12 protein-coding genes are annotated in these 13,634 nt (G+C 68.6%); 6 read left to right on the forward strand and 6 right to left on the reverse strand.

Annotated elements, in window-relative coordinates; genetic code table 11:
- Positions 1-3: 3 nt before the first annotated feature.
- Entirely contained in the window at positions 4-2,028 is a 2,025-nt protein-coding gene (locus RBT54_RS02450) for a methyl-accepting chemotaxis protein (protein WP_320363753.1), read from the forward strand.
- 18 nt (positions 2,029-2,046) lie between these two features.
- Here the strand turns inward: RBT54_RS02450 and RBT54_RS02455 are convergent, their stop codons facing one another.
- Positions 2,047-2,622, reverse strand: coding sequence for a DUF2062 domain-containing protein (locus tag RBT54_RS02455; protein WP_320363755.1), 576 nt, complete (start codon positions 2,620-2,622; stop codon positions 2,047-2,049).
- A 189-nt stretch (positions 2,623-2,811) separates the two neighbouring features.
- Here RBT54_RS02455 and RBT54_RS02460 point away from each other — a divergent pair, with 189 nt between their 5' ends.
- Both RBT54_RS02460 and RBT54_RS02465 read left to right on the forward strand, forming a co-directional pair.
- The gene (locus RBT54_RS02460) at positions 2,812-5,193 is read left to right on the forward strand and encodes a DNA internalization-related competence protein ComEC/Rec2 (RefSeq protein WP_320363757.1); all 2,382 of its coding nucleotides are present in this window, start codon (positions 2,812-2,814) and stop codon (positions 5,191-5,193) included.
- A 164-nt stretch (positions 5,194-5,357) separates the two neighbouring features.
- A complete protein-coding gene (locus tag RBT54_RS02465) occupies positions 5,358-6,212 on the forward strand; it encodes an alpha/beta hydrolase (RefSeq protein ID WP_320363942.1) in 855 nt (284 codons plus the stop codon).
- 42 nt (positions 6,213-6,254) lie between these two features.
- Here the strand turns inward: RBT54_RS02465 and rsgA are convergent, their stop codons facing one another.
- The 3 genes from rsgA to RBT54_RS02480 are packed head-to-tail and all read right to left on the reverse strand — an operon-like array spanning position 6,255 to position 8,840.
- Positions 6,255-7,190: a ribosome small subunit-dependent GTPase A gene (rsgA, locus tag RBT54_RS02470; protein ID WP_320363944.1), complete on the reverse strand. Its 936-nt coding sequence runs from the start codon at positions 7,188-7,190 to the stop codon at positions 6,255-6,257.
- 38 nt (positions 7,191-7,228) lie between these two features.
- Positions 7,229-7,561 (reverse strand): cytochrome c, encoded by a 333-nt coding sequence (locus RBT54_RS02475; RefSeq protein WP_320363759.1) that lies wholly within the window; start codon positions 7,559-7,561, stop codon positions 7,229-7,231.
- A gap of 31 nt (positions 7,562-7,592) precedes the next feature.
- Complete coding sequence (locus RBT54_RS02480; RefSeq protein WP_320363946.1) at positions 7,593-8,840, reverse strand: M48 family metallopeptidase; 1,248 nt, start codon at positions 8,838-8,840, stop codon at positions 7,593-7,595.
- 200 nt (positions 8,841-9,040) lie between these two features.
- Here RBT54_RS02480 and orn point away from each other — a divergent pair, with 200 nt between their 5' ends.
- Entirely contained in the window at positions 9,041-9,589 is a 549-nt protein-coding gene (orn, locus tag RBT54_RS02485) for an oligoribonuclease (protein ID WP_320363761.1), read from the forward strand.
- A gap of 38 nt (positions 9,590-9,627) precedes the next feature.
- Here orn and RBT54_RS02490 read toward each other — a convergent pair whose 3' ends face one another.
- Positions 9,628-11,286: a hypothetical protein gene (locus tag RBT54_RS02490; protein ID WP_320363763.1), complete on the reverse strand. Its 1,659-nt coding sequence runs from the start codon at positions 11,284-11,286 to the stop codon at positions 9,628-9,630.
- 212 nt (positions 11,287-11,498) lie between these two features.
- Positions 11,499-11,717, reverse strand: coding sequence for a 50S ribosomal protein L31 (rpmE, locus tag RBT54_RS02495; RefSeq protein ID WP_320363765.1), 219 nt, complete (start codon positions 11,715-11,717; stop codon positions 11,499-11,501).
- Positions 11,718-11,899: 182 nt separating this feature from the next.
- On the opposite strand from rpmE, the gene RBT54_RS02500 reads away from it, so the two are divergent.
- On the forward strand, positions 11,900-12,865 hold the full coding sequence (locus tag RBT54_RS02500) for a tRNA dihydrouridine synthase (protein WP_320363767.1): 966 nt from the start codon (positions 11,900-11,902) through the stop codon (positions 12,863-12,865).
- 47 nt (positions 12,866-12,912) lie between these two features.
- Complete coding sequence (trmB, locus tag RBT54_RS02505; RefSeq protein WP_320363769.1) at positions 12,913-13,605, forward strand: tRNA (guanine(46)-N(7))-methyltransferase TrmB; 693 nt, start codon at positions 12,913-12,915, stop codon at positions 13,603-13,605.
- Positions 13,606-13,634 lie beyond the last annotated feature (29 nt).

Below are 13,634 nucleotides of genomic sequence, written 5' to 3' on the forward strand. Positions count from 1 at the left end.
ATCATGAAACTGCTCTTCCTGCCTGCCATCCGCCTGCTCGATCGACTGAGTTACCCACTCAAGTTCGGCCTGATCATCCTGGTGTGTGCCGCCGCCTCGGCGGTCCTGCTCACGCAGATCTTCAACAACCTGCGCGGCGAGATTCGCGTGACCCAGCAGGAGATCTCCGGGCTGGAGCTCTTTGACGCCGGATTCGCGGTCATCCTCAAGACGCAGCAGCACCGCGGCCTGTCTGCAGGCGTGCTCGGCGGCAGCGCGGATCTGGTGCCGAAACGGGAACAGAAGGCGCAGGAGCTCAAGGCCGCGATGACGGCACTCGATGCTGCGATCGCGGGCGATGTGAGCTGGGCCCCGCTGCAGCCCGGTTGGCAGCGTGTGCGTGGCACTCTGTTGAGCCTGGCCGACGAGGGGCTGCGCCTTGAAGGCCCGAACAATTTCCGCACCCACACCGAGGCGATCGCCGACTTGCTGCGCTGGCTTGGTGACATGGGCGACGTGTCCGGCCTCGCGCTGGATCCGGACCCTGTCAGCGCGAACCTGATCGCACCCCTGCTCAATACCCTGCCGGAACTGAGCGAGCGCCTCGGCCAACTGCGCGCCCGCGGCACCAGCCTCACTGCGCGCCGTGAGCTCACGCAGGCCGACGAGCACGCCGTGGTGTCCTTGCTGGCCGAGATTGGCCGGGCCGAGACTGCACTCGTCGAGCGCCTGCAACGCACGGCGCGCATCAACGCGGCGCTGGCCGCGCGGCTCGACGCTGCGGGCAAGGAGATTTCTGCGGGCGTGGAGGAGGTCAGGGTGACGACCCGGCAGGAGATCCTCGACCAGCGTTTCACGATCGGCTCGGCAGCCTTCTTCGAGCTGGTCACCCGCTCGATCGACACCGCGGTGCGCAATTTCGACCAGGTCCTGCGCCCCGAAGCCGGTCGCCTGCTCGAGGCGCGTCTGCAGACGCTGGAGGATCGGCTGGTGGTGCAGATCACCGTCTCGGTGCTGGCGATGCTGCTCGCGGCCTATCTGTTCGTCGCGGTGTATCTGGCCATCCTGCGTTCGGTGCGCGAGCTATCGACCGGAGCGCAGCAGTTTGCGGGGGGTGACTACCGCGCCCGCGTCCGGTTCTCTGCGCACGACGAGCTTGCCGAGGTCGCCCGCCAGTTCAACGGCATGGCTGACCAGGTGGCGGGGCTGATCCGCGAGATCCAGCTTGGCGCCGAGCACGTCGGCGGTGCGGCGACCGAGCTGTCGGCGTCGGCGCGGCGCGTGCTGCAGGGCTCCGAGGCGCAGAGCGACGCCGCATCCGGCGTGGCCGCCGCCGTGGAGGAGATGTCGCGCGGGGTCGACGGCATCGCCCACCACGCGCTGACGGCGCAGAAGCTGGCCGAAGACTCCGGCCGCCTGTCCGACGAAGGCCGCGACGTGATGCAGCGCTCGGTGAGCGAAATGGAGCGCATCGCCGAGGCGGTCGACCTGTCGAGCGACGCGATCCGCGAGCTCGGCGAGAAGTCGCGCCAGATCAACACCATCGTCGATTCGATCCGCGACATCGCCGACCAGACCAACCTGCTCGCGCTCAACGCGGCGATCGAGGCGGCGCGTGCGGGCGAGAGCGGGCGCGGCTTTGCGGTGGTGGCCGATGAAGTACGCAAGCTGGCCGAACGCACCTCGCTGGCGACCCATGAGATCGGCCAGATGGTGCAGGCGATCCAGCAGGGAACCGGGCGCGCCGTGGAGACGATGCAGCAGGGCGTGCAGCGGGTACGCGACGGCGTGGCGATGAGCAACCGCGCCGGTGAATCGATGGCGCAGATCAGCAGCGGCGCGGGCGAGGTACTGACCGCGGTGCGCGAGATCTCGACCGCGTTGAACGAGCAGAGCCTGGCCAGCAACGAGATCGCGCGCAACATCGAGCGCATTGCCGAGATGGCCGAGCACAACAGTGGATCGGTACGCGAGACCACCGGCACCGCGGAGACGCTGGAACAGCTTGCGACCACGCTGCGCCAGCAGGCGAGCCGCTTCCACGTCTGAAAGCGCCGCGCACGGTGTTCAGGGTCCAGGGGCTCGCGGCTGACGCGGGCCCTTGTGCTGTTTAGACCACGGCCGTCTGCGCCATTGCCGGATCAACCACAGCCGCCAGCCCCAGCGCACGGCCAGGTAGGACAGCATCGACAGGCTGGCGGCGAGCACGATGAGGCCGAGAAAGAGCGGCTTGCCGAGCGATGACGCCCACGCGGCGAGGTCGCCGATCCACACCGCCGGATTCATCCCCACCAGATCGGGCGGCGGCGTGAAGTCGAAGTCGCCGTTGCCCAGGATCAGGCTGCCGATGCCAAAGGCGAGCACGTAGAGCGGCACGATCGTCAGCGGGTTGCTGTACAGGGTGGTGATCAGCGCCAGCGGCAGGTTCACCCGGAACAGCACGCAGCAGATTGCCGCGCCCATCATCTGCAGCGGCCCCGGGATCAGTCCGCAGAACATCCCCACCGCAACCGCGCCCGCCGCCGAATGGCGGTTGAGGTGCCACAGCCGTGGGTGCAGCAGCGTGGACGCAAACGGCCGCAGCCAGCGATTCGAACTGACTGTGTGGTGGTCGGGAAGAAGCCGCTTGAGTGTCTTGCGCATGGTCGGTCGGGTCGGCGAGAGTCTAGCAGTTGTCAGCGTGCGCGCCGTCAGCGTCGGATGCGCCTTACGCGCGCCGGGTTCGCAGTGGCGATGTTGCGCTTTGTATCCGCGACCGGGAGCTTTGCCATCGGAGGCGGATCTGGCGCGCGGGCTGGCCTAAAGGGTTTGCGATTGGCATCATGCTATGCCATGAGAATGTTTGCACTCGCCTTCCTGATCGGGGTCTGTGTGGTCCAGACGCGTGCTGCCCTCGACGGCTGGGCGGCGGCCGGCATGCTGGGCCTCGGTGCGGCGCTCGTGCTGCGCATCGCGCTGCTGCGGGGGGCTGCGCGCCTTCCATTTCAAGCTCGAGTGGCGTGCGCCGTGCTGACGGTGGCGATCGCGGCCGCGGCAGGTGTCGCCTGGTCCGCGTGGCGGGCCGAATTGCGGCTGGCGGACGAGCTGCGCGGTGATCTGGAAGGCGCCGATCGCGTGATTCAGGGGCGCATCGCCGGCCTGCCGCAGGCGCTCGATCAGGGCTGGCGCTTCGTCTTCGAGCCGGATGCGGGTCAGGACGGCGTGCCGCGCCGGGTGCTGCTGAGCTGGCGCGAGCGCAGGGGCGAGGACGGCACACTGCCGGTGATGCCACAGCCCGGCGAGCGCTGGTCTTTTGGCGTGCGCTTGCGGCGCCCGCACGGCTTCGTCAATCCGGGCGGGTTCGACTACGAGGCCTGGCTGCTCGAGCGCGGCATCCGCGCCACCGGTTATGTGCGCGACCCTGCGATCCGTGTCGATGATGGCGTCGGCGGCCCGATGCAGCAGGTGCACCGAGTCCGCGCCGCGGTGCGCGAGCGTCTGCTTGCCGCCATGCCCGGCGGCGATCACGGTGGCCTGATGGTGGCCCTCGCCGTGGGTGATCAGGGCGGCATCCCAGCTCAGGACTGGGAGGTGTTCCGGCGCACCGGCGTCGGGCATCTGGTGTCCATCTCCGGGCTGCACGTCGCGCTCGTCGGCCTGTTCTGCGGCGGCGCGGTGGCGATGGTGTGGCGTCGGGTGCCAACCCTGGCGCTGCGCGTGCCGGCGCAAAAGGCCGGCGCGCTGGCGGCGCTGGCAGGGGCGAGTGCCTACGCCCTGCTGGCGGGGCTCGGCATTCCGGTGCTGCGCGCCTGGCTCATGCTCGCCGTGGCGGTGTGGGTGCTGTTTACCGGGCGAACGGTGGCGCCCTCGCGCGTGCTGGCGATTGCGCTGCTGGTCGTGCTGGTGGCCGATCCGTGGGCGGTGCTGTCGGCGGGGTTCTGGCTGTCCTTCGGCGCGGTCGCGATCATCCTTGCCTGTGTCGGCGGGCGGGTTCGCGCGCGAACGGGATGGCGGGGCGCGGTGCGCGTCCAGCTTGCGATCAGCGTGGCGCTGATCCCCTTGCTGCTGGCTCAGTTCCAGTCCTTTCCGTTGCTGTCGCCGGTCGCGAACCTGGTGGCGATTCCGGTGGTGAGCTTCGTGATCACGCCGCTGGTGCTGCTCGCGCTGCCGTGGCCGAATGCCTTGTTGCTCGTGCCCGCGGATGTCGCCGCGGGCTTGATGATGGCGGCGCTGAACGGGCTGGCCGCATGGGACCAGGCGCTGTGGGAGCAGGCGACGCCACCGCCGTGGTTGCTCGCCGGCGGGCTGGTGGCGGTGGCCGTGCTGCTGCTGCCGCGCGCCACGCCGGGGCGGCTTGCTGCGCCTGTGCTGCTTGGCGGCTTGCTGGTCTGGCAGCCTGCGCGACCTTTGGAGGGGGGCTTCGAGGTGCAGGTGCTCGATGTGGGGCAGGGCCTGGCCGTGCATGTGCGCACGCGCGGTCACGACCTGCTCTTTGACGCCGGGCCGCCCTATGGCAGCGAGGCGGACGCTGGCAGTCGGGTGATCCTGCCTTACCTGCGTGGAGCGGGCACGCGCGCGATCGACCGCCTCGTGCTGTCCCACGGTGACGTCGATCACGTGGGTGGGGCGGCCAGCGTGATCGGCGGCCTGCCGGTCGGTGACGTGCTGGCCGGGCAGCCCGAGGCCGCAGCCGGCGCGCCGGGCGGTGACGAGCCGTGGCTGCAGGCCACGGCGCTGCGTTCTTGCGCGGGTGCAGCACCGTGGATATGGGATGGCGTGCGCTTCGAAGTGCTGCACCCCGTTGCCGAGCTGCTTTCCGGGCGCAACCACGACAACGATGCGTCCTGTGTGCTCAGGGTGTCGGGGCCGTCGGGGGCCTTGCTGCTGACAGGCGACATCGGGGTCGCGGCGGAAGCCGCTCTGCTCGCGCGTGCGCATACGAGCGCATTGCGCAGCGAGGTCGTCGTCAGCGCTCACCACGGCAGCCGCTCTTCTTCATCGCAGGGCTTTGTGGACGCGACGCTGCCGGCGCACGTGGTGCATTCGGCGGGCTACCGCAACGCATTCGGTCATCCGCATCCGCAGGTGTGGGCGCGCTGGGCGGCAGCCGGTGCGCGCAACTGGCGTACCGATGCACAAGGAGCCATCGGCATGGTGTTTGCGGCCGATGCCGACGAGGGGGTGACGGTGTTTGCCGAACGTGAGCGGACGCCGCGCTACTGGCATGGACGCTGAGCGCTGCGACGTGCGGACCGCGCTGAACAAGGTTTGCGCCGCCACGGCCGCTTCGGGCTAGACTCAAGGCCTTCGATAGCCTCGGTTCACGGATCGCCCAGACCATGTCCCTCCAGTCCGCGCTGCAGCATCTGCTCCACTCATCCCCGTCGCCAGTCCCTGCCATGCGCGAGGCTTCGGTGCAGTGCATGGGCCCGCATGGGCTGCACCGCATGGCCTATACGGAATGGGGCGACCCCGACAACCCGCGGGTGCTCGTCTGCGTGCATGGCCTGACCCGCAACGGACGCGACTTCGACGACCTGGCGCGCGCGCTGGCCGACGAGTACCGCGTGGTCTGCCCCGACGTGGTCGGCCGTGGGCGTAGTGACTGGCTGGACGTGAAGGCCGACTACGGCTTTCCGGTGTACGTGAACGACATGGTCACCCTGATCGCGCGCCTGAATGTGGATGAGGTGCATTGGGTGGGCACATCGATGGGCGGGATCATCGGCATGGTGCTGGCGAGCCAGCCACGCACCCCGATCACCCGCCTCGTGCTCAACGATGTGGGGCCGGTCATCACCTCGGCCTCGCTGCAGCGCATCGCGCAGTATGTCGGCAGGGCCCCCGAGTTTCCGGACCTGGCGGCGGCGGAGGCGTGGATTCGCGAGGTCGGTGCGCCCTTCGGTGCGCTCACCGACGCGCAGTGGCGTCATCTGACAACGTATTCGGTGTGCCCGCTGGAGGGGGAGGAGGGCGGGTTCGCGATGGTGTACGACCCGGGGCTAGGCGACGTTTTCCGGGCGGCGCCCATCCTGGAAGACATCGACCTGTGGCCGGTGTACGAGGCGGTCCGCTGTCCGACCCTGGCCCTGCGTGGCGCCGACTCCGACCTGCTCGAGCCGGCAACGCTGAGCGCCATGGCGGCGCGCGGTCCGCACGCGCGGACGGTGGAGTTCGCCGGCGTGGGCCACGCGCCGATGCTGATGGACCCGGCCCAGATCGCCGTGGTGCGCGACTTTCTGCTCGCGCGCTGAGCGCGATCGTTCTTGCCCTGTCGGCTCGCTGGCGCTGGGGACTCACCAGCCCGGATTGAGCTTTCTCGCCGCGGCGATCTCGCTGCGGATGTTGCGGAAATGCTCCCAGCGCCGCGGGTGAATCTGCCCCGACGCCACCGCGCCCAGCAGCGCGCAACCCGGCTCGCTGTCGTGGCGGCAGTCGCGGAAGCGGCACTTGCCGAGAAAGGGGCGGAACTCGATGAAGGCCTCGGCGAGGCTGTCTGGTGTCAGGTGTGCCAGGCCGAAGACCTGCAGGCCGGGGCTGTCGATCAGCCAGCCACCGGAGGTGGGATCGGCTGCGTTGGTTTCGGCTGCTTCTGCGCTCTCGCCCCCCGGTGTCAGGGGGTAGAGCCGCGCGAAGGTGGTCGTGTGCTTGCCCGAGTCCAGCGCGTCCGATATCTCGCGCGTGGCCGCGTTGGCTTCCGGGATCAGGGCGTTGGTCAGGGTCGATTTACCCATACCCGACTGGCCGACGAAGATCGCGTGCAACTCGCTCAGGCGTGCGCGCAGGCCGTCGGCGCCGTGCAGGGCGGAGACCTCGATCACTTCGTAGCCCAGCTTGCGGAAAGGCGCGAGCTGCGCGCGCGCGCCGGGCAGGCGCTCTTCGAGGTCGGCCTTGTTGAGCACGATCAGCGGCGTGATGTCCTGGCTTTCGGCGGCGGCGATGCAGCGCGACACCAGCAGGTCGGAGAAGCCGGGTTCGGTGGCGACGACGATGACGATGTGGCTGAGGTTGGCGGCGATCAGCTTTTCGCGGAAGGCGTCGGAGCGCCACAGCAGGTTGCGGCGTGGCGTCAGCTTCTCGATGACGCCCTGGCCGTCGCCGCCGCGCACGATCTCGACCTCGTCGCCGCAGGCGTAGCTGCTCCGCTTGCCGCGCGGGTAGCATTGCAGGCGGCCGGCGGCGGTGTTGACTTCGTAATGGCGGCCGAAGGCGGCGACGATGACGCCCTTCAGGCGTGCCTCGGTAGGCTTGACGGGGTGGGCGCTTTTTTTCACTCGAACTTGTAGTAGAGCTTGTTCAGGTAGCCGGCGAGGTGATGCTCGTCTTCCGGGAAGAGGTCGAGGTTGAGCATCGTCGTGCACGCGGTCAGTTGTTGCGACAGGGCGCTCGGCGTGGTCACGCGCCGATCGGGACGGAGGTAGATGGCCGAGCCGTCCTCGCCGCCGTACTTGCGCTCGTGGCATTCCACGCACAGGCGGGCGTGCATGTCCTTGCCGGCGGCGTGGTCGGCGTTGGGGAAGGGGTCGGCCTGGGCGGCCAGCGGCAGCGCCAGCAGGAGGGTGGCGGTAGCGGCGGTGGCGGCGGTGGAAATGCGCGTTCTCATGTCTGTCTCCTCTCTCTCTGTTGTGGGGGTGTCACTGCTGCAGGGTCTGCAGCCGCGCGACGCGTAGCGCCGCCGGCGGGTGCGAGTCGAAGAAGCGCGAGTACAGCGGATCCGGTGTGAGCGTCGAGGCATTGTCGCGATAGAGCTTGACCAGCGCAGCGACCAGGTCGGCAGCGCGTGTCTGGCTGGCGGCATAGGCGTCGGCTTCGTACTCATGCACGCGCGACCAGTGGCTGAAGAAGGGCGCGAGCGGGAAGGTGAACACCGGCAGGATCAGCATGAACAGCGCCAGCGCGCTCGCGATGTCGGTGGCCGTCATGCCCAGACTCGAGAAGAACCACGGCTGCTGCATCAGCCAGCCGAGCAGGGCGAGCATGCCCAGGCTGCCCGGGGCGAGCACGGCCAGGCGCTTGAAGATGTGGCGATGGCGGAAATGCCCGAGCTCGTGGGCGAGCACCGCCTCCACCTCGTCGGCACTGAGCTTGTCGAGCAGGGTGTCGAAGAACACGATGCGCTTGGCGGCGCCGAAGCCGGTGAAGTAGGCGTTGCCATGGGCCGAGCGGCGCGAGCCGTCCATGACGAACAGGCCCTTGGACTGGAAGCCGCAGCGCGCGAGCAAGGCTTCGACGCGGGCCTTCAGCGCGGCGTCGGCCAGCGGCGTGAACTTGTTGAACAGCGGCGCTATGAAGGTGGGCCACACCAGCATCACCAGCACGTTGAAGCCGAGCCAGAACGCCCACACCCACAGCCACCACAGCTCGCCCATCGAACTCGTGATCCACAACACCACGGCGAGCAGCGGCAGTCCGATCAGGGCGGCGAGCACGGCTTCGCGCGCGGTGTCGGTGACGAACAGGCGCGGCGTCATGCGGTTGAAGCCGAACTTCTTCTCGATGACGAAGGTGCGGGTGAGGACGAAGGGCAGTTCCAGCACCCAGCCGAGCACGCCGAGCGTGGCGAGCAGGGCGACGCCGTGGGCGAGCCCGCCCGGTGCGAGCACGGCCGACCAGGCGTCGTGCACCGACTGCAGCCCGCCGCCGAGCGTCATCACCAGCAGGAAGACGGCGCTGGCGATGGTCTGGCGCGCCGAGAGGCCGGCGCGGGCGGTGGTGTAGTCCGCAGCGCGCTGGTGGGACGACAAGGGGATCGAGGTTGCGAAGGCTTCGGGTACGGTGTCCCGGTGAGCCTGGACGTGGTGCACGTGGCGTCGCATCAGGGCCAGCTTGGCGGCCATACCGGCCAGCAACAGGCCGACGAAAACAAGGGCAAAGGCGTTCATGGCGGTTCCGGTGGCGAGGATGAGAAAGGCCGGCGAGTCCTGAAGCAGGCTCTTCACAGGGTCGTCTGCCGCCTGGTCGGGATGCGTTCAGCCGGGGCAGCCTGGCTGAACGCGCCGCAGAACCGGGGCGGACAGGAACTGTGACACAATCGCGCCCTTGATTGTTTCGCACCAAGGTGCCCGAAAAAGGCGGATGGATTATGGCACAGGACCCGAAGACGCTGATATGGCTGGACATGGAGATGACCGGCCTCGAACCCGACCGCGATCGCATCATCGAGATTGCGCTCGTGCTTACCAATGAGGCGCTGGAAACCATCGTCGAAGCCCCGGTGATCACCGTGCACCAGCCCGACAGCGTGCTCGACGCGATGGACGAGTGGAACCGTACCACGCATGGCAAATCCGGCCTGATCGATCGCGTGCGCGCCTCCAAGGTGTCCGAGGCCGAGGCCGAGGCGCAGGCGCTGGCCTTCCTGCAGCAGTGGGTGCCGGCGCGCACGTCGCCGATGTGCGGCAACTCGGTGTGCCAGGACCGCCGCTTCCTCGCGCGCTGGATGCCGTCGCTGGAGAACTGGTTCCATTACCGCAATCTGGATGTATCCACGGTCAAGGAACTCGCGCGCCGCTGGCGTCCGGAGGTGTACGCCGGGGTGAAGAAGAGCGACAGCCACACCGCACTGGCCGACATCCACGAGTCGATCGGCGAACTGCGCCACTACCGCGACCATTTCCTGCGCCTCGAGTGAGGGGCTGTGCGGGAAGTGGTACCAAGAAGCGGCGCTGATCAGGGCGTTGCGCGGCGCAGCAGCCGGAAGGTTTCCTGGCGCTTGCCTGCGCCGCGGCGGAATTCCCACACCGTTTCCCATTCGGGTGCGAACTCGCCGAAGCTGCGCAGGCGCTCGGTATGGACGAGCAGCAGTGGGCAGGGCGTCGCGCCGTCGGTGATGCGCTGGGTGCGCAGCGCGGCGAAGTAGTCCATCGAGCTGCGCATCGCGTCGGGCAGGCCGGTGGTGGCGATGCAGGCGTTGGGGCGTTCGGTGCGTTCGCCGCGCACGGCGATGTCCAGCGACTGAACGACCGCCCGATAGCTGCGGCCATGGTCGAACCAGGGCATCAGCAACACCACGGCCAGGCACCACAGCATCACCAGCCCGATGGTCCAGTTTGCGGGCGCGCGTGACGGAGAGCGCGGCAGGCGTGCGACCAGCAGGATCCACAATGCGCTGATCGCAATACCCGCGCCGAGCTGGAAGCCGCCGTCAGGGAGCACGAAGTCGGGCGCGTTGCGCGCGGCGTGACGCGCCAGCCCGGGTGGCCAGCCAACTGCCTGCGCCGTCCATGCCAGCCAGACCAGTACACCGAAAGCCGCAAGGCTCATCAGCGCGAACCAGTCGAAGGCGCTCGCGGCGCCGCGCCGCAGCGTGGATACACCGCTGGCCGCGAGCAGGGCGCCAGCCGGAATCAGCAGGAGCATGCGTGCCTGCGACGAATCTCCGCTCGTTACCAGCCACAGCAACACCAGCATGAGGCTCAGCAGCGGCAACATGAGAGGCAGGGTGGCGAGCCTGCGGCGACCTCGCCACAAGGCCCAGAGCACGAGCGGCCACAAGGGCCACAGGAACCAGCCGGCCAGTTCGAGCAGGTCGACGAGCTCGCGGACCTGGAGCGCCGGGCCGGTCAGCCGCAGCCACTCGGCACGCAGCCACAGCGTGAGCAGTTCGGGCTGGGTCAGCTGCAGCGCGATCGGCCAGGCGGCCGCGAGCGTGAGCGCAAGACACAGGCCGATCAGCAAGGCACCGCTTGCGCGCGGCGTGCGGCACTCGCGGGTGAACAGGAGGACGAGCGGCAGCAGCGGCGCGGTGACGAGCAGGCCCGAAAAACCACCGCCAAGAAACGCCAGCGCGCTGCCGATACCAGCCTTGAGACTGCCCGCGAGTGGGCGTTGCGGAAGCTCGGCCAGGCCGTTCACGACCAGCGCCAACATTGCGAACACGGCGAGCAGGGGCTGGGTTTCGTGCGCGTGCAGCACCAGGCCGAGCGCGCCTAGGGCGAGCAACGCGCCCGGCGTGCGCACCGACCGGCCATGCAGGGTTTCGGTGGCGCGGGCGACGAAATACACCGCAAGGGCGACGAAGAACGCACTTGCCAGGCGTGCGGCACCATGCGCGGGGAGAAAGTTGCTGCCCATCCAGGCGAAGGCCGATGCCGTCCAGAAATACAGCGGCGGATAGTCGGCGAGCGGCTCGCCTGCCAGCATCGGGAACAGCCAGGATTCGCCGCGCAGCGTCGCCAGGACGGGACCGAAATAGCGCGCGTCGTCCCCGCGCCACGGGTCGTGCACGGTCAGCCCGACAAGCAGATAGAGCGCGACGAGCACAGCCAGGCCGACCGTGCCGTAAATACGGCGCTGGAACAGGGTGGGGGTGACGGGGTCGCGAGTCATGGGGGGCATTTTGCGGCGGACCGGTAGCGCAGGCCAAGTGCGATGCAGCCGATGAGGGCTGCGGACAACAAAAAAGGCAGCCTGGGCTGCCTTCTTGTCGGGAGGTCCGCTCAGGGGGCTATCCCCGAGGGGCTTGACCGCGGGCGCGCTGTCTTGCGCCCCTGGGGCCCGGGACCTGTACCGCAGGGCCTGTCTTCCAGGCCCCCGTGTACTTAGCTGGCGCGCTGGACGCTGCCGTACTTCTGGCGGAAGCGCTCGACACGGCCGGCGGTGTCGACGATCTTCTGCTTGCCGGTATAGAACGGGTGGCAGGCCGAGCACACTTCGACGTGGTACTGGGGCTTGCCGAGGGTGGAGCGCGTGGTGAAGGTGTTGCCGCAGGAGCAGGTCACGCTCACTTCGTTGTACTTCGGATGGATGTCCGCTCTCATAGTGTCTTCCTGGAATCTTGCGGGCGGCGGATGTGACCGCCCTGAGTAGTAAAGCGCAGGATTATCCTGCACTACGTTGCGCCTTGCAAGGGAATTGGGTTGAAACCGCGGGGTCGGCAGGCCGCTCGCAGTACAATCGCGGCCCGGTATGGAAAGGAACCGCGCTGGCGGTGGAGGAAAGGGTGCGCCTGCTGCTTGCGCCGATGGAAGGCTTGCTCGATGACGTCCTGCGCGCGGTGCTCACGCGGCCGGGTGGCTATGACTATGCGGTCAGCGAGTTTGCGCGCGTGTCGGGGACGCTGTTGCCGGATCGGTTCTTCCGTCGCATCGCGTCCGAACTCGATCGCGACAGCTTCACGCCCGGCGGCACGCCCGTGCGCGTGCAGCTGCTCGGTTCCGACCCCGAGTGCATGGCGGCCAACGCAGCCCGTCTCGCTCGGCTCGGTCCGGCAGGCATCGACCTGAACTTCGGCTGCCCGGCGCCCACGGTCAATCGCCATCGCGGCGGCGCCGTGCTGCTCGACGAGCCGGAGTTGCTCGTTCGCATCGCACGCGCGGTTGCCGACGTGCTTCCGCCAGGGCTGCAACTGAGCGCAAAGATGCGCCTCGGCGTCAGCGATCCCGGCCGCGCGGCCGAGTGTGCGCAAGCCCTGACCGATGGCGGGGCGAGCCTGCTGGTGGTGCATGCGCGCACCAAGCTCGATGGCTACCGGCCGCCGGCGCACTGGGAGTGGGTGGCCAGGGTGGCCGAGGCGGTGGCCGTGCCGGTGGTGGCCAACGGTGAGGTGTGGACCGCGGCCGACTGGACACGCTGCCGCGCGGTCTCGGGTGTCGCCGACGTGATGCTCGGGCGCGGGGCGGTGGCCGACCCCTTCCTCGCCCGCCGCATCCGCGCCGGGCATCTGGCCGAGCCCGATGCCGACGAACGCGCTGCCGAATGGCAAGCCCTGCTGCCGCTGCTCGGTGAGTTCCGCGATCGTGTACGGCTCAAGGTGGAGGCGCGCCATGCCCCGGGCCGCATCAAGCAGTGGCTGCATCTGCTCGCGCGCAATTACACCGGTGCACGCCTGCTGTTTGCCGAGATCCGTGGCCTGCGCTCGCTGGCCGAAGTGGACCAGGTGCTGGCGCGGCATGGAGCGAGTGGGTAGGCCTCGCCGTCGCCGACAAGGATCTGAAATACGATGAGTCACGCCAATTGAGTTACGCCAATTCCCGTATCCCGCAAAGCGCGCAGCAAGGCGTGCATGAGGCCCTGATCGAGCGCGTGCGCAAGCATCTCGCCGAACCGTTTCGCAAACCCTTCGCCGAGTACAACCGTGCCGCGCTGCAGGCGGCGCTGGCAGGCTGGGACGGCAAGGCGCCGCTGATTCTCGACGCTGGCTGCGGCGTGGGACACAGCACGATCCAGATCGCGCGCCAGTATCCCGGGCACTGGGTGATCGGCGTCGATCAGTCCGAGGATCGGCTCAAGCGCCGCAAGCCGTATCCCGATGCGCTGCTGCCCGGGAACATGGTGTTCGTGCGCGCCGACCTCGTCGATTTCTGGCGTCTGCTGGATGAGGCGGGCTTGCGCCTGGCACGGCACTACCTGCTGTATCCGAACCCGTGGCCGAAGATCGGTCATCTCGGTCGGCGCTGGCATGCGCACCCGGCGTTCCCGTGGATTGCGCGCCTTGGTGGCGTGCTGGAATGTCGCAGCAACTGGCGTGTCTACATCGAAGAGTTTGCGATTGCACTGGAGGTGGCGATCGGGCAGCCGGTCGTCTGGGAGGCATTCTCGGCCGAGGTGCCGCTGACGCCCTTCGAGCGCAAGTATCGCGATTCGGGCCAGACCCTTTACCGGCTCGGCGTCGATCTGTCTGCCGCCGCGGCCCTCACGAAGAATTGACTTGCCCGCCATGGCGCCTTGGGCCACCC

The sequence above is a fragment of the Thauera sp. genome (assembly GCF_034003485.1).
Lineage (GTDB): Bacteria > Pseudomonadota > Gammaproteobacteria > Burkholderiales > Rhodocyclaceae > Thauera.

Excerpts from the sequence above, each read along its gene's own strand:
- RBT54_RS02450 (WP_320363753.1), top strand. The coding sequence starts at position 4 with ATGAAACTGCTCTTCCTGCCTGCCATCCGCCTGCTCGATCGACTGAGT.
- RBT54_RS02455 (WP_320363755.1), bottom strand. The coding sequence starts at position 2,622 with ATGCGCAAGACACTCAAGCGGCTTCTTCCCGACCACCACACAGTCAGT.
- RBT54_RS02460 (WP_320363757.1), top strand. The coding sequence starts at position 2,812 with ATGAGAATGTTTGCACTCGCCTTCCTGATCGGGGTCTGTGTGGTCCAG.
- RBT54_RS02465 (WP_320363942.1), top strand. The coding sequence starts at position 5,358 with ATGCGCGAGGCTTCGGTGCAGTGCATGGGCCCGCATGGGCTGCACCGC.
- RBT54_RS02475 (WP_320363759.1), bottom strand. The coding sequence starts at position 7,561 with ATGAGAACGCGCATTTCCACCGCCGCCACCGCCGCTACCGCCACCCTC.
- RBT54_RS02480 (WP_320363946.1), bottom strand. The coding sequence starts at position 8,840 with ATGAACGCCTTTGCCCTTGTTTTCGTCGGCCTGTTGCTGGCCGGTATG.
- orn (WP_320363761.1), top strand. The coding sequence starts at position 9,041 with ATGGCACAGGACCCGAAGACGCTGATATGGCTGGACATGGAGATGACC.
- RBT54_RS02490 (WP_320363763.1), bottom strand. The coding sequence starts at position 11,286 with ATGACTCGCGACCCCGTCACCCCCACCCTGTTCCAGCGCCGTATTTAC.
- rpmE (WP_320363765.1), bottom strand. The coding sequence starts at position 11,717 with ATGAGAGCGGACATCCATCCGAAGTACAACGAAGTGAGCGTGACCTGC.